The following is a 21,613-nucleotide window of genomic DNA, read 5'->3' on the forward strand; positions in this document are numbered from 1 at the left end:
CCGATCAGACGTACTTGCCGTTCTCCTCGTCTTTCCGCTCGTCGAGGTACTCGTGTGCCTCTTCCAGAATCTCGCGGGGACCGTCCTGAGTGATCGTGTTGAGCGCCTGGTCGTAGTCGCGCCACTGGAGGTCGCGGTGTTCCTTCGAGAGCTCGGCGCTCGCCTCGAACGAGCGGGCGATGAACAGGTGGACCGTCTTGTGGATGGTCTTGCCGTTCGCCTCGAACACGTAGTCGTACTCCTTGCGGAAGCCGTCGATCAGCCGGAAATCCTCGATCCCGGCCTCCTCGCCGACTTCCCGTATCGCCGTCTGCTGGAGCTCCTCGTCCCCCTCGACCCCGCCTTTGGGGAACTCCCAGTCCCCCGGTCGGCTCTTCAGGAGCAGGTACTCCCGTTCGCCGCGGGTGTCGCGGAAGAGGATGGCTCCGGCACTGGTCGCTTCGACCGTCATTGGCCGCAGGTAAGCGATCACCCCTAAAGAGCGTGTCGGACTCCCGAACAGATCCGAGCGACTCGGCGGCGTCGACCGGTCTGCGGACGAGATTCGCGGGTCGATCGCGCGCGTCGACCGCGGGTAGATGCGTTTTTACCGCTCGGGCGGCCATTCACGCACGACCCCCAGCCATGACCTTCGTCACGAAACTCGACTTCGCGTCCGGCGACCGCGACGTGCTCGCCGAGACCGTCCAGGAACTCAAGGAGACGCTCGAACGCAAGGGCGCCGAGTGCAAAGGCCCGCACGCGACCCCCTCGGAGACCGTCACCGTCCCACTGTACAAGAACCTCTCCGCCGGCGACGAGTTCTCTCCGTGGCGCTACGACGTGTACCGGCGCTCGATGGAGATCCACGGCGCCGACGACATCGCACGCGACGTCGTCGGGCGCGACTTCCCCGACTCGATCCACGTCGAGGTCGAGGTCGACCAGAAGAAGCCGCTCGGTCACCGGCGGGACTGAGGCGCGCGACGACGCCGAACCGGCGGTCGAAACGGTCACGGCTGCGGTTTTCGCCGCGACGGATTCCCGCCGCCAGCGCCCCGCTCGTCAGCTGAGCGTCCGCAGGTTCTCCGTCTCGACGCGGTCCGGCAGCCGGTCGAGCGCGCGCTCGCACCACGCGTCGTGGCCGAGCGTGACGGCCGTCTTGGGGTTGGCGGCCGCCAGCGCGACGACGCTCTCCGCGGCCGCGACCTGCGCCGCGTCGTCGGTCCGCTCGGGCACTTCGGCGGTGAGCGGGTACGTCTCCGAGAGCGCGGGCGGGTACGGGCCGAACGGGGGCTTCACGCGCCACACGGCGTCGTACTCGTGATCGGAGGGGGCCTTCGACTCGGTGAGGAGGAGCTTCTCGGGCGCCGCCAGCCGAGCGAGGCGGTCGCGGTGGCGATCTACCTCCGGGCGGCGGGCCGCCTCGTGGGAGGTGTAGAAGAACGCGTCCTTCGAGCCGGGGTCGGTGCGCTCCAGCTCGTCGGCGTGGTCGAGCAGCGCGCGGTACCCGTCGAGCATCGCCGGGTGCCCGCGGGCGCGGCGGTCGACGAGTTCCAGCAGCGTCCCCGAGCGGATCGCCTCCTTCACGCGCCGCAGTTCCTCGAAGGTGACGTGGAGGTTGTGCTCGGCGAGCAGCCGCTCCGTCTCCGCGTCGTCGAACCCGCGGAGGTCCGCGGGCGCGTGGTCGGCGCACACCGGACACGAGCAGGGGAAGTAGTCGAGGTCCGCGAGGTGTTCCGTCCCGGAGACGGTCAGGTAGCGGCCGTCGCGCGCCATCAGCGCGTAGGCGGCCGAGTCGAACAGGTCGCAGCCGGCCGCCACCGCGAGCGCCAGCATCATCGGGTGGCCGGCGCCGAACAGGTGGACCGGCGCGCCCGGCCCGAGCCCGCGCTTCGCCGCCCGCACCGCCTCGACGGTGTCGGCGTAGCGGTAGGAGTTCAGGAGGGGGACCATCGCCCCGACGGGGAACACGTCGAGGTCGGTCCCCGCCGCGTGTCGGCCCGCCTCCTCCCGGAGGTCGGCGTAGGTCGACCCCTGAACCGGCGCGTTGACCAGCATCTCGCCGGTCTCGGCCTCTTCGGCGTCCGCGAGCGCCCGCTTCGTCGTCGCCAGCTCCCGCTCCGCCCGCTCGCGGTCGGCGTCGGGCGGCGTGGGCACGTCGACTGGGGTCGCCACGTCGCTGCCGATCTGCCGCTGGAACTCGATGATCTCCGCGGTCGTCACGTCGATGTCGCCGTACTCGGCCAGCTGGAAGGAGCCGGAGTCGGTCATGATCGCGCCGTCGAAGCCGAGGAACTCGTGGAGTCCCTCGTCGACCGCGCGGTCGCGGATGCGGTCGGTGCTGCGGATGATGTAGGAGTTCGTGATCAGCATCTCCGCGCCGAACTCCGATTCGAGCCGCTCCGGCTCGATCGTGAGCACGTTGGGGTTGACCACGGGCAGGAGCGCCGGCGTCTCGACCGTGACGCCGGCGCGCGGGACCTCCAGCCGGCCGATCCGCCCGGCGGCGTCGTGGTCCCGGATCTCGAAGTGATCGCGCATACCCCGACTGTGCGGACGCGGGCGGTAAGGGTTGCGTTCGGCGGTGACGGGCCGGCAGCCGGGCGCTCGGACGCGACCGTCCGCGACGGCCTACAGCCCCGTCGGGTGCGAGGCGTACGTCGTCTCCAGCCCCCACTCGCTCGACAGCGACTCCAGCGCGCGGACGCCGAACGTCTCCGTGGCGTAGTGGCCGGCGAGGAACACCGTGAGACCGGCCTCCCGAGCCTCGTGGTAGACCTTCCCTTTCCCCTCGCCGGTGATCAGCGCGTCCGCGTCGGCCGCGACCGCCTCGTCGAGCCAGTCGACGCCGGAGCCGGTGACGACCGCGACGCGCTCGATCTCCTCGGGTCCGAAGTCGAGGACGCGGGTCGGCGACGGCTCACCCTTCGGCTGGCCCTCGAACCCGTCGAGCGTCTCGCGGATCGCGTCCGCCGAGCGCGGCGACGCCGTCTCCCCGATCGTTCCGATCGTCACCGGCCCGATCTCGCCGAACGGCTCCCGCCCTGAAAGGCCGACCGCGTCTGCGACACCCGCAGCGTTGCCCAGTTCCGAGTGCCCGTCGAGCGGGAGGTGAGAGACGTACAGCGCGACGTCGTTCTCGATCAGGGCCGCGATCCGGTCGTGCGCGCGTCCCGTGACGCGCTCGATGCCCCCCCACGAGAGTCCGTGGTGGACGACGAGGGCGTCGGCGCCCGCGTCGGCGGCGGTCTCGATCGTCGCCTGCGCGGCGTCAACTGCGAACGCGACGCGTTCGATTTCGGCCTCGTCCGGACCCACCTGTAGCCCGTTCGCGCTCGCGTCGACGTCGGCGTACGCGGCCGTGTCGAGTTCGTCGTCGAGTCGGTCGACGTACTCGGAGAGCTTCATACCGGACCGTGGACCGGGCGGGGAATAAAGCGCGGCGGTCCGTCGGGATCAAATCGAGTCGCAGGTGCGATCGATCCGCGACCCCTGCGGCCAACGGTTTATAAATAACCGAGGCGGTGGCGCGTGCCTGCGAGCGGCCGCCACCGGCGGCCGCGAGTCAGCACGCGCGAGGGAGTCAGTCGCCGGAGCGAAGCGACGGCGACTGACGAGGCTGGGGAGGTGTGAGGTGCTGTGCAGGGCGGGACTCAAAGGGGCAGCCGCGAGGGCGGCGTAGGCGACCCAAGTACCGCAAGGAGGGGAGCGTCAGCGACCGACTGAGGAACGCAGCGAGCGTACGCCGCCCTCGCGGCTGGGGCTTTGGAGGTAGTCGTCGTCGATCCGCTGTTAGCTATTTATATGCGAGCGGCTGGGGGTTTGGCGGTGTTTGTCGTCGATCCGCAGTCACCCATTTATAAACGACCGGCTGGAGATTCAGAAGAGTTCCTCGTTGACCCGCTGTCAACTAGTTATAAACGACGAACTTAGTCGTCGAGCTCCTCGGCGATGGAGTCGGGGACCGCGTCGGGACCGCCGACCGCAGCGTCAGTAATATCCGCCTCCTCCGGTCTCTCGGCCTCTGACGTGAACTCGGGGTCGAACAGCCGGAGCGCGGTCCGGATCGTCTCCCAGTCGTCCTCGCCGGCGGCGTCCCGGAGCGAGCGCGTCGGCGCCGCGAGCAGCTGGCCAACCAAGGCGTCCGCCAGGTCCGCGACCGTCTCGCGCTGCTCGTCGGTCAGGCCGCCCTGCGCCTCCAGCTTCGACATCGCGCGGTCGAGCTCGCGCGCCTTCACCTGGTCGGCGCCGGCGTACATCGACGAGATGGCGTCGTCCGCGCGCTTGCGCTTGTACGCCTCCAGGATGCGCTCTAACTCCTCGTCGATGATCGACTCGACGTCGCGGGCCTCCTGCGCGCGGCTCTCGCGGGTCCGGCGCGTGACGTCTTCGAGGTCGTCGATGTCGTAGACGGTGACGCCCTCGCGGGCGCCGGCCGCCGGGTCGACGTCGCGCGGCTGCGCGATGTCGATACAGACGACCCGCCCGGCGCCGTCGACGTACGACGGGTGGACGATCAGGTCCGGGCTGCCCGTCGCGGTGACGACGAGGTCGGCCTCGGGGATGACCGCGGGGAGGTCCGCGAGCGACACCGCCTCCGCGGGGGTGTCGACCTCCTCGACGACGAACTCCGCGTGCGGGACGGTGCGGTTCGCGACGACGATCTCCGAGACGGCGGTGTCGTCGAGCGTGCGGGCCGCGAGCGTCCCCATCTCGCCGGCGCCGACGACGACGGCGGTGCCGTCGGTCAGGTCGATCTCGCTGGCCGCCAGCCGGACCGCCGCGGAGCCGAGCGAGACGACGCCCTCGTTGATCTCGGTCTCCGTCCGCGCGCGCTCGCCGACGTGGAGCGCCTTCGTCACGGCGTCTTTCAGGACGGGACCGATCCCGCCCGCGGACTTCGACTCCTCGTAGGCCTCGCGCAGCTGGCCGATGATCTGGTCTTCGCCGAGCACGAGCGACTCAAGCCCGGACGCGACCCGCATCAGGTGCTCTAAGCTCTCCTCGTGGTCGAGGCGGCGGACCGCGCCGCCGCGAACCTCCGGCGCGAACGTCGACAGCGCCGTCGCGCCGTCGACGGTGCGGTCGGTGACGACGTACGCCTCCGAGCGGTTACACGTCTGCACCGCGAACGCCTCTTCGACCCCTTCGCGAGCGAGCAGGTCGGAGACGGTCGCGCGGACGCCGTCGCCGCCGGCGGCCTCGATCTCGTCGACGGTCGCGTCGGCGTGGGCGACGCTCACGCCGGCGATCGCACCCGTCTCTCTCATCGATTGAGTACCTCCTCGATCACGGTGTCGGCCTCTTGCCGTCCGTTGGATCTCCCCTTTTGTAAACCCTTCCAAACCCCCCGCGACCTGACAACGCGCCGGACCGCTTCCCGGCGCGTCTCGGGGTCGATACCCGCCGATTTCAGCTCCTCGCGGATCTCGCCCGAGAGCGCCGCCATCTCGCCGGCGCCCTCGATCTCGGCTTCGATCCGCTCCCGCAGCGCCTTCGCGAGCGCGGGGCTGGTCCCCCCCGTCGAGAGCGCCACGGTTACCGGGTCGTCCTCGACCGTCGCGGGCACCACGACGCTTCCCGGGTCGCGCCCGCCCGAGACGTCCGTCCGGTTGACCAGTATTCCACGGTCGAGCGCGGCCGCCTCCACGGCCGCGTTGACCGCGGCGTCGTCGGTCGCGGCGACCGCGATCGCCGGGTCGAACCGGTCGATCCAGTCGCCCACGGCGTCGGCGTCCGGGGCGGCGCGGACCAGTTCAACTGCCGGCGCTTCGTTCCCGTCGCCGTCGCCGTTCCCGTCGCTGTTCCCGTCGCGTCCGTCCGCGAGCGAGCGCAGCCGCTCGTCGAACTCGGGGCTGATGACGACGATCCGGGCGGCCTCGTCGAACCCGCGGGCCTTCCGCGCACCCACTGAGCCGCCCCCGAAGACGACGACCGTCTCGCCCGCGAAGTCGTGGTACAGCGGCGTCACGGCGCACCTCCGAGCGGCGGGAGTCGGCGGGTCACGCCGTGTTGCTGTCCGCCCGGTCCGCGATGCGGATGCCGGTCTTCTTCAGGATGCGCGTCGAGAACAGCGTGTCCCAGTCGTCGGCGCCGACGTCCCAGTGCTCGTCCATCAGCTCCCGCACCTCCGCGATCCGGCGCTCGCTTTCCGCCTCCGTGCGGCCGTGCGTCATCGCGAAGAAGTTGTACTCCCAGACGCCCGCGTGTCGCGGGCGCTCGTAGCAGTGGGTGACGAAGTCCAGCGCCGCCACCGCGGGCCCGACGTCGTCTAGGGCCGCCTCGGGCACGTCCCAGACCGTCATGCCGTTCTCCGTGTAGCCGAGCGCGTAGTGGTTCGGGATGACGCCGACGCGGCGCACCTTCCCCTCCCGCTCGAACCGCTTCACCGTCTCGATCACCCAGTCGACGTCGGCGTCGAGGGCTGCCGCCACGTCCGCGTACGGCGTCTCCGTCACCGGCAGCCCGCCCTGAATCTCGACGACGAGGTCGCGCTCGTCGGGCGTGAGCGTCCCGCGGTCGCTCGGCGTCACCTCGGGACCGAGGTCCGAGAGGTCGACGTCGCCGTCGGGGACCGGGCCGTCGACGAGGAACTTCGCGCCGACGTGGAACTCCCGGAGCTTCGGGAGGTTGTACGTCTCCTGGCCCGTCGCGGCCTCGATCTCCGCGAGCACCTCCGCGACGCGGTCGCTCCCGTCCTTGTCCGGGTCCGGGTGGTCCGCGACGCTCACGACGAACCACATGTTGAGGTGCGGGTGTTCGCGCTCGTAGTTGTGCGCGACCGCGGTGAACTCGTTGACGGTCTCCGCGATCTCCTCGTAGCGGTCCTCGGGCGCGTGCATCGCCACGAGCGACGCGGCGCCGCCGATCTCCTCGGCGTTGACGAGCGCGCCGAACCGCGAGAGGATTCCCTCTTCGTCGAGTTCGCGCACGCGCTCGCACAACTCCGGACCGGTCACCTCGACCCCGCGCTCGCGGAGCGCGGCCGCCGCCGCGTCGAAGGGGCGCTCCGCGACCGGGAAGCCGCCCTGGAACGCGTTGATGATCGCGCGGTCGAGCGCCGTCAGATCCGCGTCGACCTCCTGCATGAGTCGAGTTCGGGACCGAGCGAGAATAAGCGGTTCGACCTGACTCGGCGGTGTCGGACGAGCGGACCGGCGCGAGCCGCGTCGGTCGCCCCGGCTGCGCTACTCGTCCACGTCGCGGGCGATGTCCGCGAGCGACGACCGCGGCCCGCGGTTCGCGTCGTACACGGTCCGTTCACCGGGGATACGCAGTCCGTACAGCTCGCCGGGCACCACCACGTCGAAGACGACGCTGTCGCCCGGCTCCCGGTCGTTCTCGTCGAGCCACTCGACCAACCGGTTCGCCCCCTCGCCCGCGAGGCGGGCGAGCCGCCGGTTGTCGAACGCGCCGCGGAGGAGCCGCCCCTTCGAGTCGGCCGCGACCCGCGCGTGGTACTCCTCGCGGTCGATCACGACCCGAACGATGTCGTCCGCGCTCAGTCCGAGTTCGTCACAGGTTCCGGACTCGACGCGCCTGTCGAGCGCGTCGTCGTCGGGGAGCCTGGCGCACGGGCGACGAGTGCCGCCGCTCCGGGCGAGCGAGACGCGGATCGAAGAAACGTCCTCGCCGTCGGAGGGGACGCGAGGCATCGGGGACCGTTACTCGTCGTCTTCGGCGTCTTCGGCGTCGCCCTCGCCGAACGCGGCCGCGACGTCGCCGTCGCCGTCGACGACGCTCGCGTTGATCTGCGCGACGTCGTCGTCGATCTCGCGGCCGCGGACGGTGATCCGCTTGCGCTCGCCCTCGCGGGACGGCTCGAAGCCGACGCCGCCCTCGAGGAGGAGCTCCTTCAGGCGGGTGCCGGAGACGTCCTCGCGCATCGGGCGCCCGGTCTCGTCGGAGCCGCCGGTGAGTTCGATCGTGTGCTCGGAGAGTCCGACGGCGTCGCCGCCGATCTCGTCGCCGAGTTCGCGACCGAGGAATCGGTTGGCGTCCTGTCCGTCGACCTCTCGCTGGAACGTCTCGCCGGTCTCGGGGTCGGCGACGACGACTTTGAATTCGGCCATGCGCGAACCCAGATGCCCGCGCATAAAAAGCACGTCGAAACGTCGGAACCGCGAGCCGCGCCGCGCTCAGGCGTCTGCCCCGTCGACGCGCACGATCTCTCGCTCGCCGTCGCCCCACGGTCCCTCGACGAACGCGGCCTCGACCGCGCGGGCGACGGCCTCCGGGTCGTCCGGACCGTCGGCGTCGGCGACGCTCCCGACCGACTCCGGGTCGAAGGGCACGTCGAGCGCGTCGTAGACCGGGTCGGTGACCGACGCGATCGGACCGGGGTCCGCCGCCGAGACGACGAGGACGCCCGCGACGAGCGCCGCGTCGGCGCGGACGCGCTGCGCGAGGCCCGCAACTTTTCCGCCGGTTGAAGCGCTCGCGCCGTCCGCGCCGGTTCCGCCGACCGTCACGCCCGCCCCGCCCGCCTCACCACCGCCGCCCCCAACCCGCAGCGAGTGGTCGCCGGGACAGAAGGCGTCCGGCGGCTCCCCCCGTACCACGTCCGCGCCGAGGTCTCGGAGCGCGCCGCGGAGCGTCTCGGCCGCGACCTCGTACCGCGAGTCGATCGATCCGCGCCCGTCGCCCGTCGGCACCGCGACGCCGACCGAGAGGGTTGAGCCGGTGTACGCCACCGCGCGGCCGCCCACGTCGCGCTCGACCGGGGGAAAGCCGGCGTCGCGCGCCGCGCGCTTCGCCTCCACGAATCCGTCCTCGCGGGCGTCGCGGCGGCCGAACGCGACCTGTCGCGGCGGCGCGGTGACGCGCACGGCCGGGACGCCCGCCGCGGCCGACGCGAGCAGGTCCGCGGCGGGCGCACGGTTGGCCGCGGGCGAGGAGCGGTCCCCCCTGTACACGCGCATGGATCGAACCCAGGGCGGGGGAGCACAAGCACTTTGCGGCGGGCGGTGTCGGTCGCGTTCCCGTCTCGCGCCGCGCTCGTCGGCGCGTGACACAACAGTTTTGTCGGCCGTGGAAGTGATACAGGTATCGATGAGCGACCTGGGCGCGCTGCCGGTCCGAGCGTACCTGACCGCCTGCCTCCTGGCGGGGGTCATCGGACTCTGGCTCGGCCGGGTCGCGTGGCGGGAGCGCGACGAGCCGGGGGGGATCGAGGTCGCGCTCTACCTGCTCTGCGGGGGCGGCGTCTCCCTCCTGTACGCCATCCGGGTCGCGGCGCCCGGCGAGACCGCGATGACGGTCGCGCTCAACCTGGCGACGCCGTTCCTCGGGGCGCTCCCCGTCCTCTGGATCTGCTTCGCGCTGGCGTTTACCGGGCACGACCGCTGGCGGACGGAGAACCGGATCGTCGCGCTCGCGACGCCCGCGTTCGTCTGGGTGCTGCTCGCGTGGTCGAGCGGGACCCACGGGCTGGCCCGGCGCTCGGTGACCCCCGTCGCCGACGGCCCGTTTACCCTGCTCGGGTACGGGCTCGGTCCCGCGAGCTGGGCGTTCGTCCTCTTCGCGTACGGCCTGTGCATCGCCGGCGCGCTCCTCGTCGTCGACCTCTACGAGCGGACCGGCAACCGCTACCGGCTCCAGACGTTCGTCGTGCTGCTCGGCACGCTGTTCCCGTTCCTGGCGAGCGTCGCCACGCTCGTCGACGTCGGGAGCTACGCGAACCTCTCGTGGCTGCCGACGGCGTTCGTGATTCACGGCGTGTTCCTGTACGGCACCGTCTTCTGGCTCGGCACGCTGGACGCCGCGGTCGTCGCGCGCGACACCGCCGTCGAGGTGATGCAAGATCCGGTGATCGTCTCCGGCTCGGACGGCCGGATCCGCGACCTCAACCCGGCCGCCGAGGCGCTCCTCCCGCCCGACGCGGTCGGCTCGTCGCTGTCGGCGGCCTTCCCGCGGCTGGAGGACGGCTCCGAACACCCGATCGTCATCGGCGACCGCCAGTTCGACATCCAGGAGAACCCGATAACCGACCCGCGCGGGACCGACCGCGGCCACGTGTTCCTGCTCCGCGACGTGACCGCGCGAGAACAGCGGCAGGCGGCGCTCGAACGGCGGGAGGCCGAACTCGAACGGCAGAACGAGCGGCTCGAGGAGTTCGCCGGCGTCGTCTCCCACGACCTTCGGAACCCCCTCGCCGCGGCGTCCGCGGCCGTCGAGCTGGCCCGCCAGCGCGGCGACGACCCGGACGGCGCCTTAGAGCGGGCCGCGAACGCCCACGAGCGGATGGACGACATGATCGAGGGGCTGCTCGCGCTGGCGACGGCGGGGGAGACGGTCGACGACCTCGACCGCGTCTCGCTGGACGCGACGGTCAGGCGCGTCTGGTCCCGACTCGAAACCGCGGACGCGACGCTGACCGTCGACGGCGACGCGACCGCGTTGGCCGACCGCGACCGCCTCGAACAGCTGATCTCGAACCTGTTCCGCAACGCGATCGACCACGCGGGCGAGGACGTCGCCGTCACCGTCTCCATCGCGTCGGACGGCGAGGCGGTCTCGCTCGCGGTCGGCGACGACGGTCCCGGGATCCCGCCCGAGGAGCGCGAGCGCGTCACCGAGCGCGGCGTGTCGCTCGGCGGCGGCACCGGACTGGGGCTGGCGATCGTCGGCGACATCGTCGAGGCCCACGGCTGGACGCTCTCCGTCGCCGAGTCCGACGCCGGCGGCGCGCGGTTCGCCATCGAGGGGATGGAGGCGGCGGACGGGTGACGGGGTCGCCGGCCGGCGCCGCCGACCCCGATCCGCCGGATCCGACTGTCACGCTCCCCGGCGACGTCGTCGGGCGGTACGAGAAGTTCTCGCGGTTCAACTCCCCGTACCCCGCCCACCGCCGCGGCCGCGCGGTCGACCTGTACCCGGGCGACGACATCGGGCGCTCTCCGGTCGCCGGCGTCGTCCGCGAGGTCCGAACCGTCGGCTGTCCGGACCGCCCGTACGCGGCCGACGAGGATCACCTGATCGTCGTCGACCTCGCCGACGAGTGGTGCGCCCGCGCCGGCGCGCCCCCCGGCACCGTCGCGCGGATCCTCCACGTGATCCCCGAGGTGTCTCCCGGCGACCGGGTGACCGTCGGCGACGCGCTCGGCCCGACGACGCGCTCCGGCTTCTTCGGCCGGTGGGTCGACGACCACGTCCACCTCGGCTTCCGCCCGCCGGACGCGGATCCGCTCAGGGCGAGCGGGTCGCTCCCGGTCGCCGTCGACGCCCCCGTCGAGCCGGTGGCGTGGGACGGGACCGGAACCGTCGTCGAGCGCGCCCCGGCGCACGTCGTCCTCGACGGGCCGCGCCGTCGGGGATCGAGTCGGTCCGGTTCCGGTCCGGCGTTCGCGGCGTTCGCGAGCGACGAGGGAGTCCCGCTCGACGGCGGGCTGACGCACTACGCGGGCGGCGGCACGTTCGGGGCGGTCGGTGAGTCCGCCGTGGCGGGCGACTCGCTGTCCCTCCTCGGGACCCGAATCGGAACCGCGGTCGGACACGGCGGGGAGGCGGGGTCGGAACCGGGCGCGCCGCGCGTCGAGTGGGCGCCCGTCGACGTCCTCGCGAACGGCGAGCGCGTCGTCGGGCTGTCGCTGTTCGCGGCGCGCGCCGACCGGGTCGGCGTCAAGGTCGTCTGCCCGGACCGCGAGTTCGACATCGGGGAGTCGGTGACGGTCGCGGTCGTCTCCAGCGACGACCCGATCCGGCTCGGCGTCGGGTGATCGAGACCGTCAATCGATCGCCGGTTGTCGCGCGTTTCCGGGGGCTACAAGCCCTCTCGGAGAATCCCCGAAGTATGGATCGCACGGAGATCGCCGAGATGGATCCGCTCCCGTCGGCCGCGACGGCGTACGTCGAGGAGAAGCTGGAGGACGAACACGGCTACCTCTCGTGGCTGAACACGTCGGTCGAGGCGATCGAGCGCGGGCGCGTCGTCCTCTCGATCCCCTTCGACGACAAGCTCACGAACGCGGACGGCCGGACGATCCACGGCGGCGTCGCGGCGACGCTGATCGACACGGCGGGCGGCGTCGCCCAGCGCACGACGTTCGAGGACCCGCTCGCCGGCGGCGTGGCGACCGTGAACCTCAACGCGAACTACCTCCGCCCCGCGACCGGCGACCTCCGCGCGGAGGCCGAGGTGGTGCGGGCCGGCGGCTCGATCGGCGTCAGCGAGATGACGGTTACCACCACCGGAAACGGCGGCGAAGGGGCCACGGGAGACGACGCGAGCGACGGAGGTCGCTCGGAGGTCGTCGTCGGTCAGGGGTCGTTCCGGCTGTTCCGAGAGTAGCCCGGGAGGGCGTCGAGGATCGCGTCGAGGTCGGGCCGGCCGTCGGACGCGCCATCGGCCGCGCCTGCCTCCTCGGCGTCGATGTCGGCGTCGGCGCCACCGCCGAGTTCCGCCGCCAGCGCCGCGACCGGTTCGCGGTCGACGCGGTCGGGAGCGGCGCGGACGACGACCGACTGCTCGCCGAGCGAGACGAACCCGCAGCCGAGTCGCGCCGCGGTCTCGCGGAGGCCGAGTCCCGCGTGCGCGTCGCCGGCGACGACCGCGCGGACCGGACTCTCGAACGCCTTCGCGGTTCGTTCGTAGCCGTCGATGCGCTCGGCGAGCGCGCGGCGGTCGGCGTCGCGCTCGTCCGCGAGGTCGTCGAGCGCCGCGTCGAGGCTCCGGCGGAGTCCCGAGACGGTCGGCCGGTTCCGGAAGCGGAGGTCGCGGTCGACGAGGTCAGCGAGTCCCTCGACGCCGTCGGGGTTCCCGTCGGGCACGACGAGTCCCCACTCGCGGCTCCAGCCGCCGAGTTCCGCGGCGTCGACGTCGCGGTCGGTCGGTCCCGCGGTCACGGCGATGTCGGGGACGCCGTCGCGGAGGCGGCGGAGTCCCTCCCGAGAGCCGACGGCGAGGTACCGGGGGTTCGCGAGCCGGTCGAGCAGGCGGTTGAGCGCGGGGTCGTCCTCGCCGACACCGAGCAGCGTCGGCGGGCGCACGTCCGGCGAGAACAGGTCGACGGAGACGGTCTCGCCGGCGTCGAGGTACTCCGTGTCCGGGTCGACCGCGACGACGCCGTCCGCCTCGACGAGGCTCGTCGTCGCGCCCGACCCCTTGTCGACCGGGTAGACGAGCGGGCGGTCGTCACCCCTCTCCGTCGCGGCCTCGTCGAGGTCGAGCAGGCCGACCGGCATCAGGCGCAGGCGCCCCTCGCCGTAGCGCTCGCCGACGCCCATCCGGCCCTCGACGGTCGCCGTCGCCGGCTCGGGCTGGCCGGCGGCCTCGCGGATCGCGGGCGCGACGAACGTCCGGAAGATGGTGAGCGCGGACACCGGGTAGCCGGGGAGTCCGATGTACGCCGACTCGCCGGCGGGGGCGGTACTCCCGGCCGCGGCGCCCTCGTCGGCGTCGGCGCCGCCGCGGTCGAGTCGCCCGACGAGCATCGGCTTGCCGGGCTTGACGGCGACGCCGTGGAGGAGCAGCTCGCCGCGCGCCTCGATCACGCGGTAGATCACGTCGACCGCGCTCGCCGAGGTCGACCCCGAGGAGAGCACCAGGTCGCACTCGTCTGCCGCCCGGCGGAGCAGTCGCTCCATCTCCTCGTAGTCGTCGCCGGCGTGCGGGTACAGCACCGGTTCGCCGCCCGCCTCCTCGACGCCCGCGGCGATCGTCGTCGAGTTCACGTCGTAGATCTCGCCGCGCTCGGGGTCGAGGTCCTCGCCCGGCCGGACCAGCTCGTCGCCGGTCGAGACGATGCCGACGCGGGGACGTCCCTCGACCGGGGCCTCGTCGACGCCGAGCGCCGACAGCAAGCCGATCTCGCGGGGCGTCAGCCGCGTTCCGGGTCCGAGCGCGCGGGCGCCGGCGGCGATGTCGGTCCCCGCGGTCATCACGTGGTCGCCGGGCGCGACCGAGGTCCGGACCGCGATCCGTGAGGGTTCGCCGTCGGCGGCGTCCCCGCCCGCACCGCCGTCGTCGCCCCCGCCGACCTCGTCGGTCCGCTCGACCATCACGACCGCGTCCGCGCCGTCGGGCATCACCGCGCCCGTCGATATCTCCGCGCAGGTCCCGGGTTCGACCGCGACGTCGGGCGCCGCGCCCGCGTGGACCGCGCCGACGAGGTCGAGTTCGGCGGGGTCGGCCTCGTCGGCGCCGAAGGTGTCGCGCGCCCGCACCGCGTACCCGTCCATCGAGGCGCGGTCGAAGCCGGGCACGTCGATCGCGGCGTCGACGCGCTCCGCGAGGACGCGGCCGCGGGCCTCCCGCAGCGGGACCGTCTCCGGCGCCGGCGCGAGGTCGAGCGACGCGATCGCGTCGCGCGCGGCCTCGGGGGTCGCGAGGTCGCGGAACTCCTTGCGGTCGCTCACGGCGTCACCTCCCACAGCTCCACGTCGACGGTCTCGCCGGCGTCGAGTCCCTCGCGCGGTTCGGGGACGACGACCCAGCCGTCCGCGAGCGCGACGCTGGATAAGATTCCGGAGCCGCTCGCGCGGGTCGGCGTCGCGGTCGGGAGGGCGTCGTCCGCCGGGTCCGCGTCGCTCTCGGCCGGCTCATTGTCCGAGAGCGTCACCCGCGCGAACGTCCGCACGCCGGGTTCGCTCGCGACCTTCCGGTCGAGCGTCGCGCGCCGCGTCGGGAACGGCTCGGCGTCGATCCCGGCCGCGCGCTTCACCGCGGGCCGGAGGAACTGCGCCGCGTTGACGATACACGCGACCGGGTACCCCGGCAGCGACACGATCGGCGTCCCCTCGGCGCGGCCGAGACACACCGGGTGGCCGGGCTTCAGGGCGACGCCGTGGACGAGCACCTCGCCGAGTCCGTCGACGACCTCCGGGATCAGGTCCCGCTCGCCGACCGAGGAGCCGCCGGTGGTGACGACCACGTCGGCGTCGAGGTCGGCCGAAACCGCCTCCCGAAGCGCGTCCGGGTCGTCGGTGACGACGTCGCGGTAGCGCGCCGCGCCGCCCCAGCGCTCGACGAGCCGAGAGACGGTGAGTCCGTTCGTCTCGATCACCTCGCCGGGACCGGGGTCGGACTCGACCAGCTCCTCGCCGGTCGGGATAACGGCCACCTCGGGCGGCTCTCTGACCCGGACCTGATCGAGACCGACCGAGCGCAGGAGACCGAGGTCGGAGGGGCGCAGGACGTGACCCGGCTCGAAGCAGCGCTGGCCGTCGGCGACGTCCTCGCCAGCCTCGCCGACGTTCTCGCCGTCCGCGACCGCGTCGAACACCTCCACCTCGTCGCCGACCGCCTCGACCCGCTCGATCATCACGACCGCGTCCGCGCCCTCGGGCACCGCGCTTCCGGTGTGGACGCGGGCCGCCTCGCCGGGCGCGACCGCGTCGGACTCAGCGGGCTTAGCGGTCAGAACGGCGGGCGAGCGGTCGCCGGCACCGAAGGTGTCGCTCGCGCGGACCGCGTACCCGTCCATCGCGGCCCGATCGTATCCCGGCACCGGCGCCGGCGCGTCGATCGGTTCGGCGACGACCCGGCCGTCGGCCGCCGCGACCGGGACGGTCTCCGCCCGGTCGCGGGGCGTGACGGCGTCGAGCAGCGCCGCCCTCGCGTCCGCGACCCGGGTCCGCCGCTTGAATCCGGACTCGCGTCTGTCGTGGCTCATGGGTGTGAATTTCGCGTCCGCGGGCAAAAAGCCCGGACCTTCGCGGGGCGCGGTCCCCGGCGGAGTCCGGCGGTGATCGGAGCGTGCCGCGGCGCCACACACCGGTCGCGACCCGTGCGCGGTCGACCGTTGGATCGTCGTCCTCCGTAACGCCGCGGGACTGGTCCTCTAAGGGACGACCAGCACCCGCAGATCGTTCAGGTTCGTCCCGGTCGCGCCCGTGCGAATGAGGGCGTCGCGGGCGTCGAGATACGGGTACGCGTCGTTGTCGGCGAGCGCTTCGCGGGCCGCCTCGGGGTCCGCGACGGTCGTTCCGTCGACCAGCGCGCCCGCCGCGTCGGTCGCGCCGTCGATCCCGTCGGTGTCGACGGCGGCCACCGCGATCCGCCCCCGAGCGTCGGCGTCCGGACCGTCGTCGCGGAGGTCGAGCGCCGCGCTCGTCGCGAACTCCTGGTTCGGACCGCCGGTCCCGTCGCCGCGGACCGTCACCGTCGTCTCGCCGCCGGAGAGCACCACCGCGGGCGGCGAGACCGGCGTCTCGGTCGCCCGGACCTCCTCCGCGACGGCGACGTGCGTCGTGGCCGCCTCCCGGGACTCGCCGCGGACTCGCGAGGAGAGCACCAGCGTCTCGTAGCCGCGTTCGGCCGCCGCCGACCGGGCCGCCCGGAGGACCGTCATCCCGTCGGCGACGACGTGAGTCGAGACGGCGTCGAACGCTGGGTCGCCGGGAGCGGGGGTCTCGTCGATGTCGCCGGCCGCCCCGCGTTCGAGGCGGGTCCGGACGGCGTCCGGCGCGTCGATTCCGTACCGGTCGAGCACCGCGAGCGCGTCCGCGAACGTCGATTCGTCGGGGACCAGGGGTCCGCTCGCGATTGCGCTCAGGTCGTTCCCGACGACGTCGCAGAAGACCAGCGACACGACCGTCGCGGGAGCGGCGCGGCGGGCGAGCCGGCCACCCTTCAACGCCGAGAGGTGTTTGCGGACCGCGTTGATTTCGTGGATGTCCGCCCCGCTCGCGAGCAGGGCGTCGGTCGTGTCCTGAAGGGCGGCCAGCGAGACGCGCCCCGCAGGCGCGGCCATGAGCGCGCTCCCGCCGCCCGTTATCGTCGCCAGGACGAACGTGTCACCATCCGCCGCGTCGGCCGCGGAGAGCAGCTTCCGGGTCCCGTCCGCCCCGCGCTCGCTCGGCATCGGGTGGTCCCCCTCGCGGACCGTCACGCGTTCCGTGGCCACGGGGTCGTCCGTGACGACGACGCCGCGGTCGATCCGGTCGCCGAGCTCGCGTTCGAGCGCGGCGGCGACGTGCGCCGCGGCGTTCCCCCCGCCGAGGACGACGACCTCCTCGTACTCGCTGAGGTCGTAGGTCGCGTCCGCGATCCGGAGGTCGGTCCCGTCGAGCGCGACGGCCTCCCGGACGACCGTCCTCGGGTGGCCGGCCTCGATGCCGGCCTCGACGCATTCGAGCGCGGTCTCTCGGGCCTCGCTCGACGCGAGGCGGTCGGACTCCTCGATCATGCGTCCGTGCCTCCCGCGGCCGCGCCGCCAGCGTGGGTGCCCGCGGTCCGACCGGACCGCAGCACCGGCGTCCGCGCGTCGGTCCGTTCGGCCACCCCGTCGCCGTCCGCCCGAGTTCGCCGCCCGAACCCGGACGCAGGTCTGTCGTGGCTCATGCTCGAACGTTTCGAGACCGCAGGAAAAAACCCTGTCTCGTCCGCGACCGCCGCCGGAGCCTCCGGGTATCGAACCGCCTCCCGACTCGTCCCGTCAGGCGAACCACGAGAGGAGCCGCCGGGTGCGGTGGACCGACTGGAGGGCGGCGACCTTCGCGGCCACCGCCCCGTCGACCGCGGTCCGCTTGGTGGCTCGAACGCCCCGGACCGCGCCGGTCCGGGCGTAGTACGCCGACCGGCGCCCGGCGGCGCCGACGTAGTGTTTCGCCGCCATCCGGATCGGCGCGCCCCGGCCGTCGACGGTCGTCGTGCCGCGACGGATCGCCGTCAGCACGTCGTCCGCGGTGACCTCGTCCGGCGACTCCCGGCCCTCGATCCCCAGCTCGGTGAACGCCCGACCGACGTACTGGAGGTGGTGGGCGTCGCTGGCGGCAATTCCGGGGTAGCCGTGTTCGGCCGCGAACCGCCGCGCGCGACGGTTTCGGTACCCCGTGAACAGCCAGGCGTTGAACACCTCGATCGCGTCGACCTCGTCGACCGCGCCGGACGTCTCGACGCCGCCCGTCTCCGCGACCGGATCGGCGCGGTCGGCGTCACGCTCCGGGTTCCGGTTCCCGTCGGCGGCCTCGTCGGCCGAGCCGGGCGTCGGGATGTTGCGCTGGCGGACGCCGTGGCGCGAGCGCTGGAAGGGGTGGGGGACGACGGCGACGCCGCCCTGCTCGTGGATCTTCCGGACCGTCTCCGCGTACGGGCGGCTGCGCGGCGGCATCCGGTCGACACCGATCGCCAGCAGGTGGCCGTGCGCGGTCGACACCTCCACGCCGGGAATGCCGATCAGCCCGTACTCCGAGGCGATCTCCGCGGCGCGTTTCGACTCCCGGATCACGTCGTGGTCGGTGATGACGACCGCGTCGAGTCCGATCTCGGCCGCGTGTTCGAGAATCAGCTCGACCGGTTCGTGGCCGTCGTAGCTCCCCTCGGAGTGGACGTGCGGGTCGATGCTGACGGTGACGCGGGACACGCCCGAACTACGCGGCGGGAACTATATAAATGGGCGAGCGACGGTCGTCGGACAACTGACTCGCGGGGATTCGTAAATTCACTTGCGGTGGCGCGTGCCTGCGAGCGGGCCGCCGGCCCGCGAGTCGCACGCGCGAGGGAGTCGCTGGCGGCGTCAGCCGCCAGCGACGAGGTTGGGGAGGCGTGAGGCGCGGTTGCTGTGCTGTGCGGGGTGGGACTCAAAGGGGCAGCCGTGAGGCGGGCGCAGGCGATGTAAGGACCGCAAGGAGGGAGCGTCAGCGACCGACTGAGGACCGCAACGAGCGTGCGCCCGCCTCACGGCTGGGGCTTTGGAGGCGTTCTCCATCGATCCGCAGTCGGGCACGTATCGCCGAGGGACTGGGGCTTTGGAGGCCTTCACCGGCGATCCGTACTCGGCTGCTTATAAGCGGACGACTGGGAGTCCAACGGCGTACACCGCGGAATCGACGACCGATGAACACCGGCGGTATCCCGCTCACTTTTCCAGCAGCGTCACCGTCTCCCCGGCCAGCACGACGAGCGCGATCGCCGACCCCAACACGAGCGTGATCAGGGGGCCGACGAACGCTCCCCGACCGCCGTACGTGAGCGCTCCCGGCGACGCGACGACTGTCCGGAGGTTCAACAGAAATGCCAACAGCGTGAGGACGCCGAGACCGCCGAGGACGACCGCCTCGACGTTCCACTCGCCCGAGCGGACGCCGTACAGCGCGAGAACGGCGAGCAGCGACGGGGCGAGCCAGATAGCGGCACCGAAAACCGGCCCGACGGCCGAGCCGCTGATACGGGTGATCAGTGACGGGAACCCGAGAACCGCTACGACGAGGACCAGACAGGTGACGGAGAGCGCGATCACAGCCGGCCGGGTTCGAGAGGTCGAGTTCACCATTATCGTGGTTCGTGGGTGCCTGACGCGAGCGAGTCAGCCGAACAGCCCCTTGATCCTGTCGACGACCGAGCCGTCCTCGTCGGCCGCCTCGGCCTCCTTCCGCTGCTGTTCGCGCAGTTCGCGGAGCTTCGCGGCCTGGTCGTCGGTCCCTTGCCCGCTGTCGGTCTTCGTCTCGCCGCCCTGGAGGCCCTGTAACTCCGAAACCGCGTCGTTGACCGTGCCGGAGGTCGTTCGCGTCTCGGTCGCGGACCCAGCGAGCTTCTCGGTGTCGACGTCGGCGTCGTCGACCGCGCTCGTGTTCAGCTCCAGCCGGCGCGTCTCGGAGCGCTCGACGCCGCCCCACGTCAGCTCCGCGTCCTCCAGCTCGCGTTCGATGTCGGTGCGGACCGACTCCTCGGTGACCTCCTCGTCGCCGCCCGCCGCTCCCGCGCCCGCCTCGCCACCGGCACCCGCGCCGGCGCCGCCTCCGGCCGCCCCCGCGCCGCTCGCGGCCGCGCCGCCCGTCACGCGCTCGACGCGGTGCGCGACCAGGGCGCCGCCCGTCGCGCCGATGACCGCCACCAGCCCGACGCTGTAGACGGCGACGACCTGCGCGCTGTAGTCGGGGTTGACGACGACGTTCCAGTTGTGCGGGTACGCCCAGACGAACGCGCCGACCCCGGCGAGCGTGATTACCCCTCCGGCGCTCGCGAGGTACAGCATCCGACGGTCGACCGGCAGGAGGACGACGATGCCGAACAGCAGCGCGGGGAGACCGACCGCGCCCGCGACGGCCGCGACCTCGCGGACCGCGTACGTCGAGAGCGCGGTCGGGTCGAGCGTCGCGCTGTAGAGGAACACGACGACCCCGATCACTCCGAGCGCGATACCGGCGAAGAACAGCCCGAACCCGGCGTACACGTCGATCGTCCGGTCCGGGTCGCCGACGTACCGCCGGTAGTACTCCATGAGGACGTTCTCGGCGTCCGCTTCGCTCATGTCCGAACGTTTCCGCCGAGTGTAATGACTGTTACCCCGAGCGGTGGCGACCGGAGCGGGACCTCGCCGGCTCCCCGGCCGCCGCGTCCCCCACCCGACCCGTGCGTTTTTCACGGCGGGCGACGACGTTCGACGCGAGAATCCGTGTCGCCCGAGTGCCCCCGCTGCGGCGGCGACCTGTCGACGCTCTCGCTCGGCGCCGCCACCGCCGTCGCCTGCGACGACTGCGGCTACGCCGACGTCGAGGCCGACCACTCCGGCGAACCGGAGTTCGCCGAGAGCTGGGCGGACGCGCTCGCGCGCTTCGAGGAGAACCAGTAACCGCTCGATCGGACCCACACCATGCCCACGCTCGACATCACCGACGACCACGCGGACCGGATCGAAGCGCTCCGCGAGGAGCTGGCCGCGGCCCACGCCGGCCCGTACGCCTCAGTCGACCGCGAGGACGCGCTCGCGTACCTGCTCGACCTCGCGGACGCCGTCGACGACCCCGACCGCCTCGCGGCGCCGCCGTCCGGCGACGATGCGGACGGAGACGGGGAGGCGGGCGAGGATGCGGACGGTACCGGACCCGACGCGCCATTCGACCGCGACCGCGCCCGAGAACTGCTGGCGGCCCGGAACCGACGACACGGCGACCCCGAGCCGGACGATCCGATGGATCTGTCCGACATCGGCGCCGCCTTCGAGATCACGGGACGCAGCGAGATGACGAAGCCCGAACTCGTCGACGCCATCCTCGACGCCGCCGAGCGTCTCGCCGCCGACCCGTTCGCGCGCGTCGACGTCGACCCCGACGACGAGGCGACCGCCGACGGTGACGACGCCGGAGTCGACCGCGACGGGGCCGACGCCGACGAAACCGAGTCGGCCGACGCGGGCGACGACGACACGAACGACGCCGACGCGGGCGACAACGCGAGCGACGACGACAGCAACGACGGCGGCGCCGGCCAGCTGGACGCGATGATGAGCCTCCTCGACACTCACGGGGACAAGTGGCGCGAGGCGGACGGCGACGCGCGGTACGAGGTCGACCTCCCGGACGGGAGCGTCGAGACCGCCCGAACCAAAGACGACGTGCGCGCGCTGCTGTTCAAGAACTACTGACGACGACACCACCGACCAATGGGATTCATCGACGCGGTCCGCGCGTGGCTCTTCGGCGCGGACGACGAGGCGGACGACGCGGCCGAATCGGGCGACGAAACGGAATCGAGCGGTAGCGACGCGGGCGACGCCGACGAACCCGACGGACTCGACCCCGCGGCCGCGACCGAGACGCGGACCGCAGCCGCCACCGACGACGCGGTCGACGCCCTCCGCGACGTCCGGGGATCCGGACCGCCCGCCGACGAGACGGGCGAGGGTAGCGAGACCGAGACCGGCGGCGACCGCGAGCGACCCCCCGACGACGACCGCAGGAAGCGTTAGGTGGC

General features: G+C 72.7%; 23 protein-coding genes. 7 read left to right on the plus strand and 16 right to left on the minus strand.

Annotated features, from left to right (window positions below; all coding sequences use genetic code 11):
• Positions 1-4: 4 nt before the first annotated feature.
• Positions 5-451, minus strand: a complete 447-nt coding sequence (locus J2744_RS02165; protein ID WP_209543863.1) for a bis(5'-nucleosyl)-tetraphosphatase — start codon at positions 449-451, stop codon at positions 5-7.
• 173 nt (positions 452-624) lie between these two features.
• Here J2744_RS02165 and J2744_RS02170 point away from each other — a divergent pair, with 173 nt between their 5' ends.
• Positions 625-957: an uS10/mL48 family ribosomal protein gene (locus tag J2744_RS02170; protein WP_209543865.1), complete on the plus strand. Its 333-nt coding sequence runs from the start codon at positions 625-627 to the stop codon at positions 955-957.
• Between the two features lie 87 nt (positions 958-1,044).
• Here the strand turns inward: J2744_RS02170 and tgtA are convergent, their stop codons facing one another.
• The 8 genes from tgtA to J2744_RS02210 all read right to left on the minus strand — a co-directional run bounded on the left by tgtA (position 1,045) and on the right by J2744_RS02210 (position 8,903).
• Complete coding sequence (gene tgtA, locus J2744_RS02175) at positions 1,045-2,523, minus strand: tRNA guanosine(15) transglycosylase TgtA (RefSeq protein ID WP_209543874.1); 1,479 nt, start codon at positions 2,521-2,523, stop codon at positions 1,045-1,047.
• 90 nt (positions 2,524-2,613) lie between these two features.
• Complete coding sequence (locus J2744_RS02180) at positions 2,614-3,390, minus strand: Nif3-like dinuclear metal center hexameric protein (RefSeq protein ID WP_209543877.1); 777 nt, start codon at positions 3,388-3,390, stop codon at positions 2,614-2,616.
• Between the two features lie 521 nt (positions 3,391-3,911).
• Positions 3,912-5,252: a glutamyl-tRNA reductase gene (gene hemA, locus J2744_RS02185; RefSeq protein WP_209543879.1), complete on the minus strand. Its 1,341-nt coding sequence runs from the start codon at positions 5,250-5,252 to the stop codon at positions 3,912-3,914.
• Complete coding sequence (locus J2744_RS02190) at positions 5,249-5,953, minus strand: precorrin-2 dehydrogenase/sirohydrochlorin ferrochelatase family protein (RefSeq protein ID WP_209543881.1); 705 nt, start codon at positions 5,951-5,953, stop codon at positions 5,249-5,251. Before J2744_RS02190 ends, hemA begins: the two co-directional genes overlap by 4 nt.
• Before the next feature lie 31 nt (positions 5,954-5,984).
• Positions 5,985-7,070, minus strand: coding sequence for a siroheme decarboxylase subunit beta (gene ahbB, locus J2744_RS02195; RefSeq protein ID WP_209543883.1), 1,086 nt, complete (start codon positions 7,068-7,070; stop codon positions 5,985-5,987).
• A 99-nt stretch (positions 7,071-7,169) separates the two neighbouring features.
• A complete protein-coding gene (locus tag J2744_RS02200; RefSeq protein WP_209543885.1) occupies positions 7,170-7,637 on the minus strand; it encodes a DUF7112 family protein in 468 nt (155 codons plus the stop codon).
• 9 nt (positions 7,638-7,646) lie between these two features.
• Positions 7,647-8,054 (minus strand): 30S ribosomal protein S6e, encoded by a 408-nt coding sequence (locus tag J2744_RS02205; protein ID WP_209543894.1) that lies wholly within the window; start codon positions 8,052-8,054, stop codon positions 7,647-7,649.
• 66 nt (positions 8,055-8,120) lie between these two features.
• Positions 8,121-8,903, minus strand: coding sequence for a lipoate--protein ligase family protein (locus tag J2744_RS02210; protein WP_209543895.1), 783 nt, complete (start codon positions 8,901-8,903; stop codon positions 8,121-8,123).
• Positions 8,904-9,033: 130 nt separating this feature from the next.
• Here J2744_RS02210 and J2744_RS02215 point away from each other — a divergent pair, with 130 nt between their 5' ends.
• The 3 genes from J2744_RS02215 to J2744_RS02225 all read left to right on the plus strand — a co-directional run bounded on the left by J2744_RS02215 (position 9,034) and on the right by J2744_RS02225 (position 12,271).
• Positions 9,034-10,710 (plus strand): sensor histidine kinase, encoded by a 1,677-nt coding sequence (locus tag J2744_RS02215; protein WP_209543897.1) that lies wholly within the window; start codon positions 9,034-9,036, stop codon positions 10,708-10,710.
• On the plus strand, positions 10,707-11,699 hold the full coding sequence (locus J2744_RS02220) for a hypothetical protein (protein ID WP_209543899.1): 993 nt from the start codon (positions 10,707-10,709) through the stop codon (positions 11,697-11,699). Before J2744_RS02215 ends, J2744_RS02220 begins: the two co-directional genes overlap by 4 nt.
• A gap of 74 nt (positions 11,700-11,773) precedes the next feature.
• Positions 11,774-12,271, plus strand: a complete 498-nt coding sequence (locus J2744_RS02225; protein ID WP_209543902.1) for a PaaI family thioesterase — start codon at positions 11,774-11,776, stop codon at positions 12,269-12,271.
• Here the strand turns inward: J2744_RS02225 and J2744_RS02230 are convergent.
• The 7 genes from J2744_RS02230 to J2744_RS02260 form a co-directional block, all read right to left on the minus strand.
• On the minus strand, positions 12,241-14,337 hold the full coding sequence (locus tag J2744_RS02230) for a molybdopterin biosynthesis protein (RefSeq protein WP_209543904.1): 2,097 nt from the start codon (positions 14,335-14,337) through the stop codon (positions 12,241-12,243). The two genes, J2744_RS02225 and J2744_RS02230, sit on opposite strands and share 31 nt — an antisense overlap.
• A complete protein-coding gene (locus J2744_RS02235; protein ID WP_209543906.1) occupies positions 14,334-15,593 on the minus strand; it encodes a molybdopterin molybdotransferase MoeA in 1,260 nt (419 codons plus the stop codon). The genes J2744_RS02230 and J2744_RS02235 overlap by 4 nt, the downstream gene beginning before the upstream one ends.
• Before the next feature lie 168 nt (positions 15,594-15,761).
• Complete coding sequence (locus tag J2744_RS02240; RefSeq protein WP_209543914.1) at positions 15,762-17,108, minus strand: glycerate kinase type-2 family protein; 1,347 nt, start codon at positions 17,106-17,108, stop codon at positions 15,762-15,764.
• Positions 17,105-17,263 (minus strand): hypothetical protein, encoded by a 159-nt coding sequence (locus J2744_RS02245; RefSeq protein WP_209543916.1) that lies wholly within the window; start codon positions 17,261-17,263, stop codon positions 17,105-17,107. Before J2744_RS02245 ends, J2744_RS02240 begins: the two co-directional genes overlap by 4 nt.
• 94 nt (positions 17,264-17,357) lie before the next feature.
• A complete protein-coding gene (locus J2744_RS02250) occupies positions 17,358-18,284 on the minus strand; it encodes a CehA/McbA family metallohydrolase (protein WP_209543918.1) in 927 nt (308 codons plus the stop codon).
• Positions 18,285-18,779: 495 nt separating this feature from the next.
• Positions 18,780-19,160: a hypothetical protein gene (locus J2744_RS02255; protein ID WP_209544007.1), complete on the minus strand. Its 381-nt coding sequence runs from the start codon at positions 19,158-19,160 to the stop codon at positions 18,780-18,782.
• A 66-nt stretch (positions 19,161-19,226) separates the two neighbouring features.
• Positions 19,227-20,171 carry a DUF7139 domain-containing protein gene (locus J2744_RS02260; protein WP_209543919.1) on the minus strand — a complete coding sequence of 315 codons (945 nt, stop codon included), beginning with the start codon at positions 20,169-20,171 and terminating at the stop codon, positions 19,227-19,229.
• Positions 20,172-20,315: 144 nt separating this feature from the next.
• On the opposite strand from J2744_RS02260, the gene J2744_RS02265 reads away from it, so the two are divergent.
• Genes J2744_RS02265 through J2744_RS02275 form a run of 3 tightly spaced genes read left to right on the plus strand, consistent with a single transcriptional unit; the run spans position 20,316 to position 21,608 of the window.
• Entirely contained in the window at positions 20,316-20,492 is a 177-nt protein-coding gene (locus J2744_RS02265; protein ID WP_209543921.1) for a hypothetical protein, read from the plus strand.
• A 21-nt stretch (positions 20,493-20,513) separates the two neighbouring features.
• Positions 20,514-21,284, plus strand: coding sequence for a hypothetical protein (locus tag J2744_RS02270; RefSeq protein WP_209543923.1), 771 nt, complete (start codon positions 20,514-20,516; stop codon positions 21,282-21,284).
• An 18-nt stretch (positions 21,285-21,302) separates the two neighbouring features.
• Positions 21,303-21,608: a hypothetical protein gene (locus J2744_RS02275; protein ID WP_209543925.1), complete on the plus strand. Its 306-nt coding sequence runs from the start codon at positions 21,303-21,305 to the stop codon at positions 21,606-21,608.
• Positions 21,609-21,613 lie beyond the last annotated feature (5 nt).

The organism is Halorubrum trapanicum (assembly GCF_017873555.1).
Lineage (GTDB): Archaea > Halobacteriota > Halobacteria > Halobacteriales > Haloferacaceae > Halorubrum > Halorubrum trapanicum.

What these genes read in the sequence shown, in the direction of transcription:
- J2744_RS02165 (WP_209543863.1), bottom strand. Translation starts at nt 451, where the DNA reads ATGACGGTCGAAGCGACCAGTGCCGGAGCCATCCTCTTCCGCGACACC.
- J2744_RS02170 (WP_209543865.1), top strand. Translation starts at nt 625, where the DNA reads ATGACCTTCGTCACGAAACTCGACTTCGCGTCCGGCGACCGCGACGTG.
- tgtA (WP_209543874.1), bottom strand. Translation starts at nt 2,523, where the DNA reads ATGCGCGATCACTTCGAGATCCGGGACCACGACGCCGCCGGGCGGATC.
- J2744_RS02180 (WP_209543877.1), bottom strand. Translation starts at nt 3,390, where the DNA reads ATGAAGCTCTCCGAGTACGTCGACCGACTCGACGACGAACTCGACACG.
- hemA (WP_209543879.1), bottom strand. Translation starts at nt 5,252, where the DNA reads ATGAGAGAGACGGGTGCGATCGCCGGCGTGAGCGTCGCCCACGCCGAC.
- ahbB (WP_209543883.1), bottom strand. Translation starts at nt 7,070, where the DNA reads ATGCAGGAGGTCGACGCGGATCTGACGGCGCTCGACCGCGCGATCATC.
- J2744_RS02200 (WP_209543885.1), bottom strand. Translation starts at nt 7,637, where the DNA reads ATGCCTCGCGTCCCCTCCGACGGCGAGGACGTTTCTTCGATCCGCGTC.
- J2744_RS02205 (WP_209543894.1), bottom strand. Translation starts at nt 8,054, where the DNA reads ATGGCCGAATTCAAAGTCGTCGTCGCCGACCCCGAGACCGGCGAGACG.
- J2744_RS02210 (WP_209543895.1), bottom strand. Translation starts at nt 8,903, where the DNA reads ATGCGCGTGTACAGGGGGGACCGCTCCTCGCCCGCGGCCAACCGTGCG.
- J2744_RS02215 (WP_209543897.1), top strand. Translation starts at nt 9,034, where the DNA reads ATGAGCGACCTGGGCGCGCTGCCGGTCCGAGCGTACCTGACCGCCTGC.
- J2744_RS02225 (WP_209543902.1), top strand. Translation starts at nt 11,774, where the DNA reads ATGGATCGCACGGAGATCGCCGAGATGGATCCGCTCCCGTCGGCCGCG.
- J2744_RS02235 (WP_209543906.1), bottom strand. Translation starts at nt 15,593, where the DNA reads ATGAGCCACGACAGACGCGAGTCCGGATTCAAGCGGCGGACCCGGGTC.
- J2744_RS02240 (WP_209543914.1), bottom strand. Translation starts at nt 17,108, where the DNA reads ATGATCGAGGAGTCCGACCGCCTCGCGTCGAGCGAGGCCCGAGAGACC.
- J2744_RS02245 (WP_209543916.1), bottom strand. Translation starts at nt 17,263, where the DNA reads ATGAGCCACGACAGACCTGCGTCCGGGTTCGGGCGGCGAACTCGGGCG.
- J2744_RS02260 (WP_209543919.1), bottom strand. Translation starts at nt 20,171, where the DNA reads ATGAGCGAAGCGGACGCCGAGAACGTCCTCATGGAGTACTACCGGCGG.
- J2744_RS02270 (WP_209543923.1), top strand. Translation starts at nt 20,514, where the DNA reads ATGCCCACGCTCGACATCACCGACGACCACGCGGACCGGATCGAAGCG.
- J2744_RS02275 (WP_209543925.1), top strand. Translation starts at nt 21,303, where the DNA reads ATGGGATTCATCGACGCGGTCCGCGCGTGGCTCTTCGGCGCGGACGAC.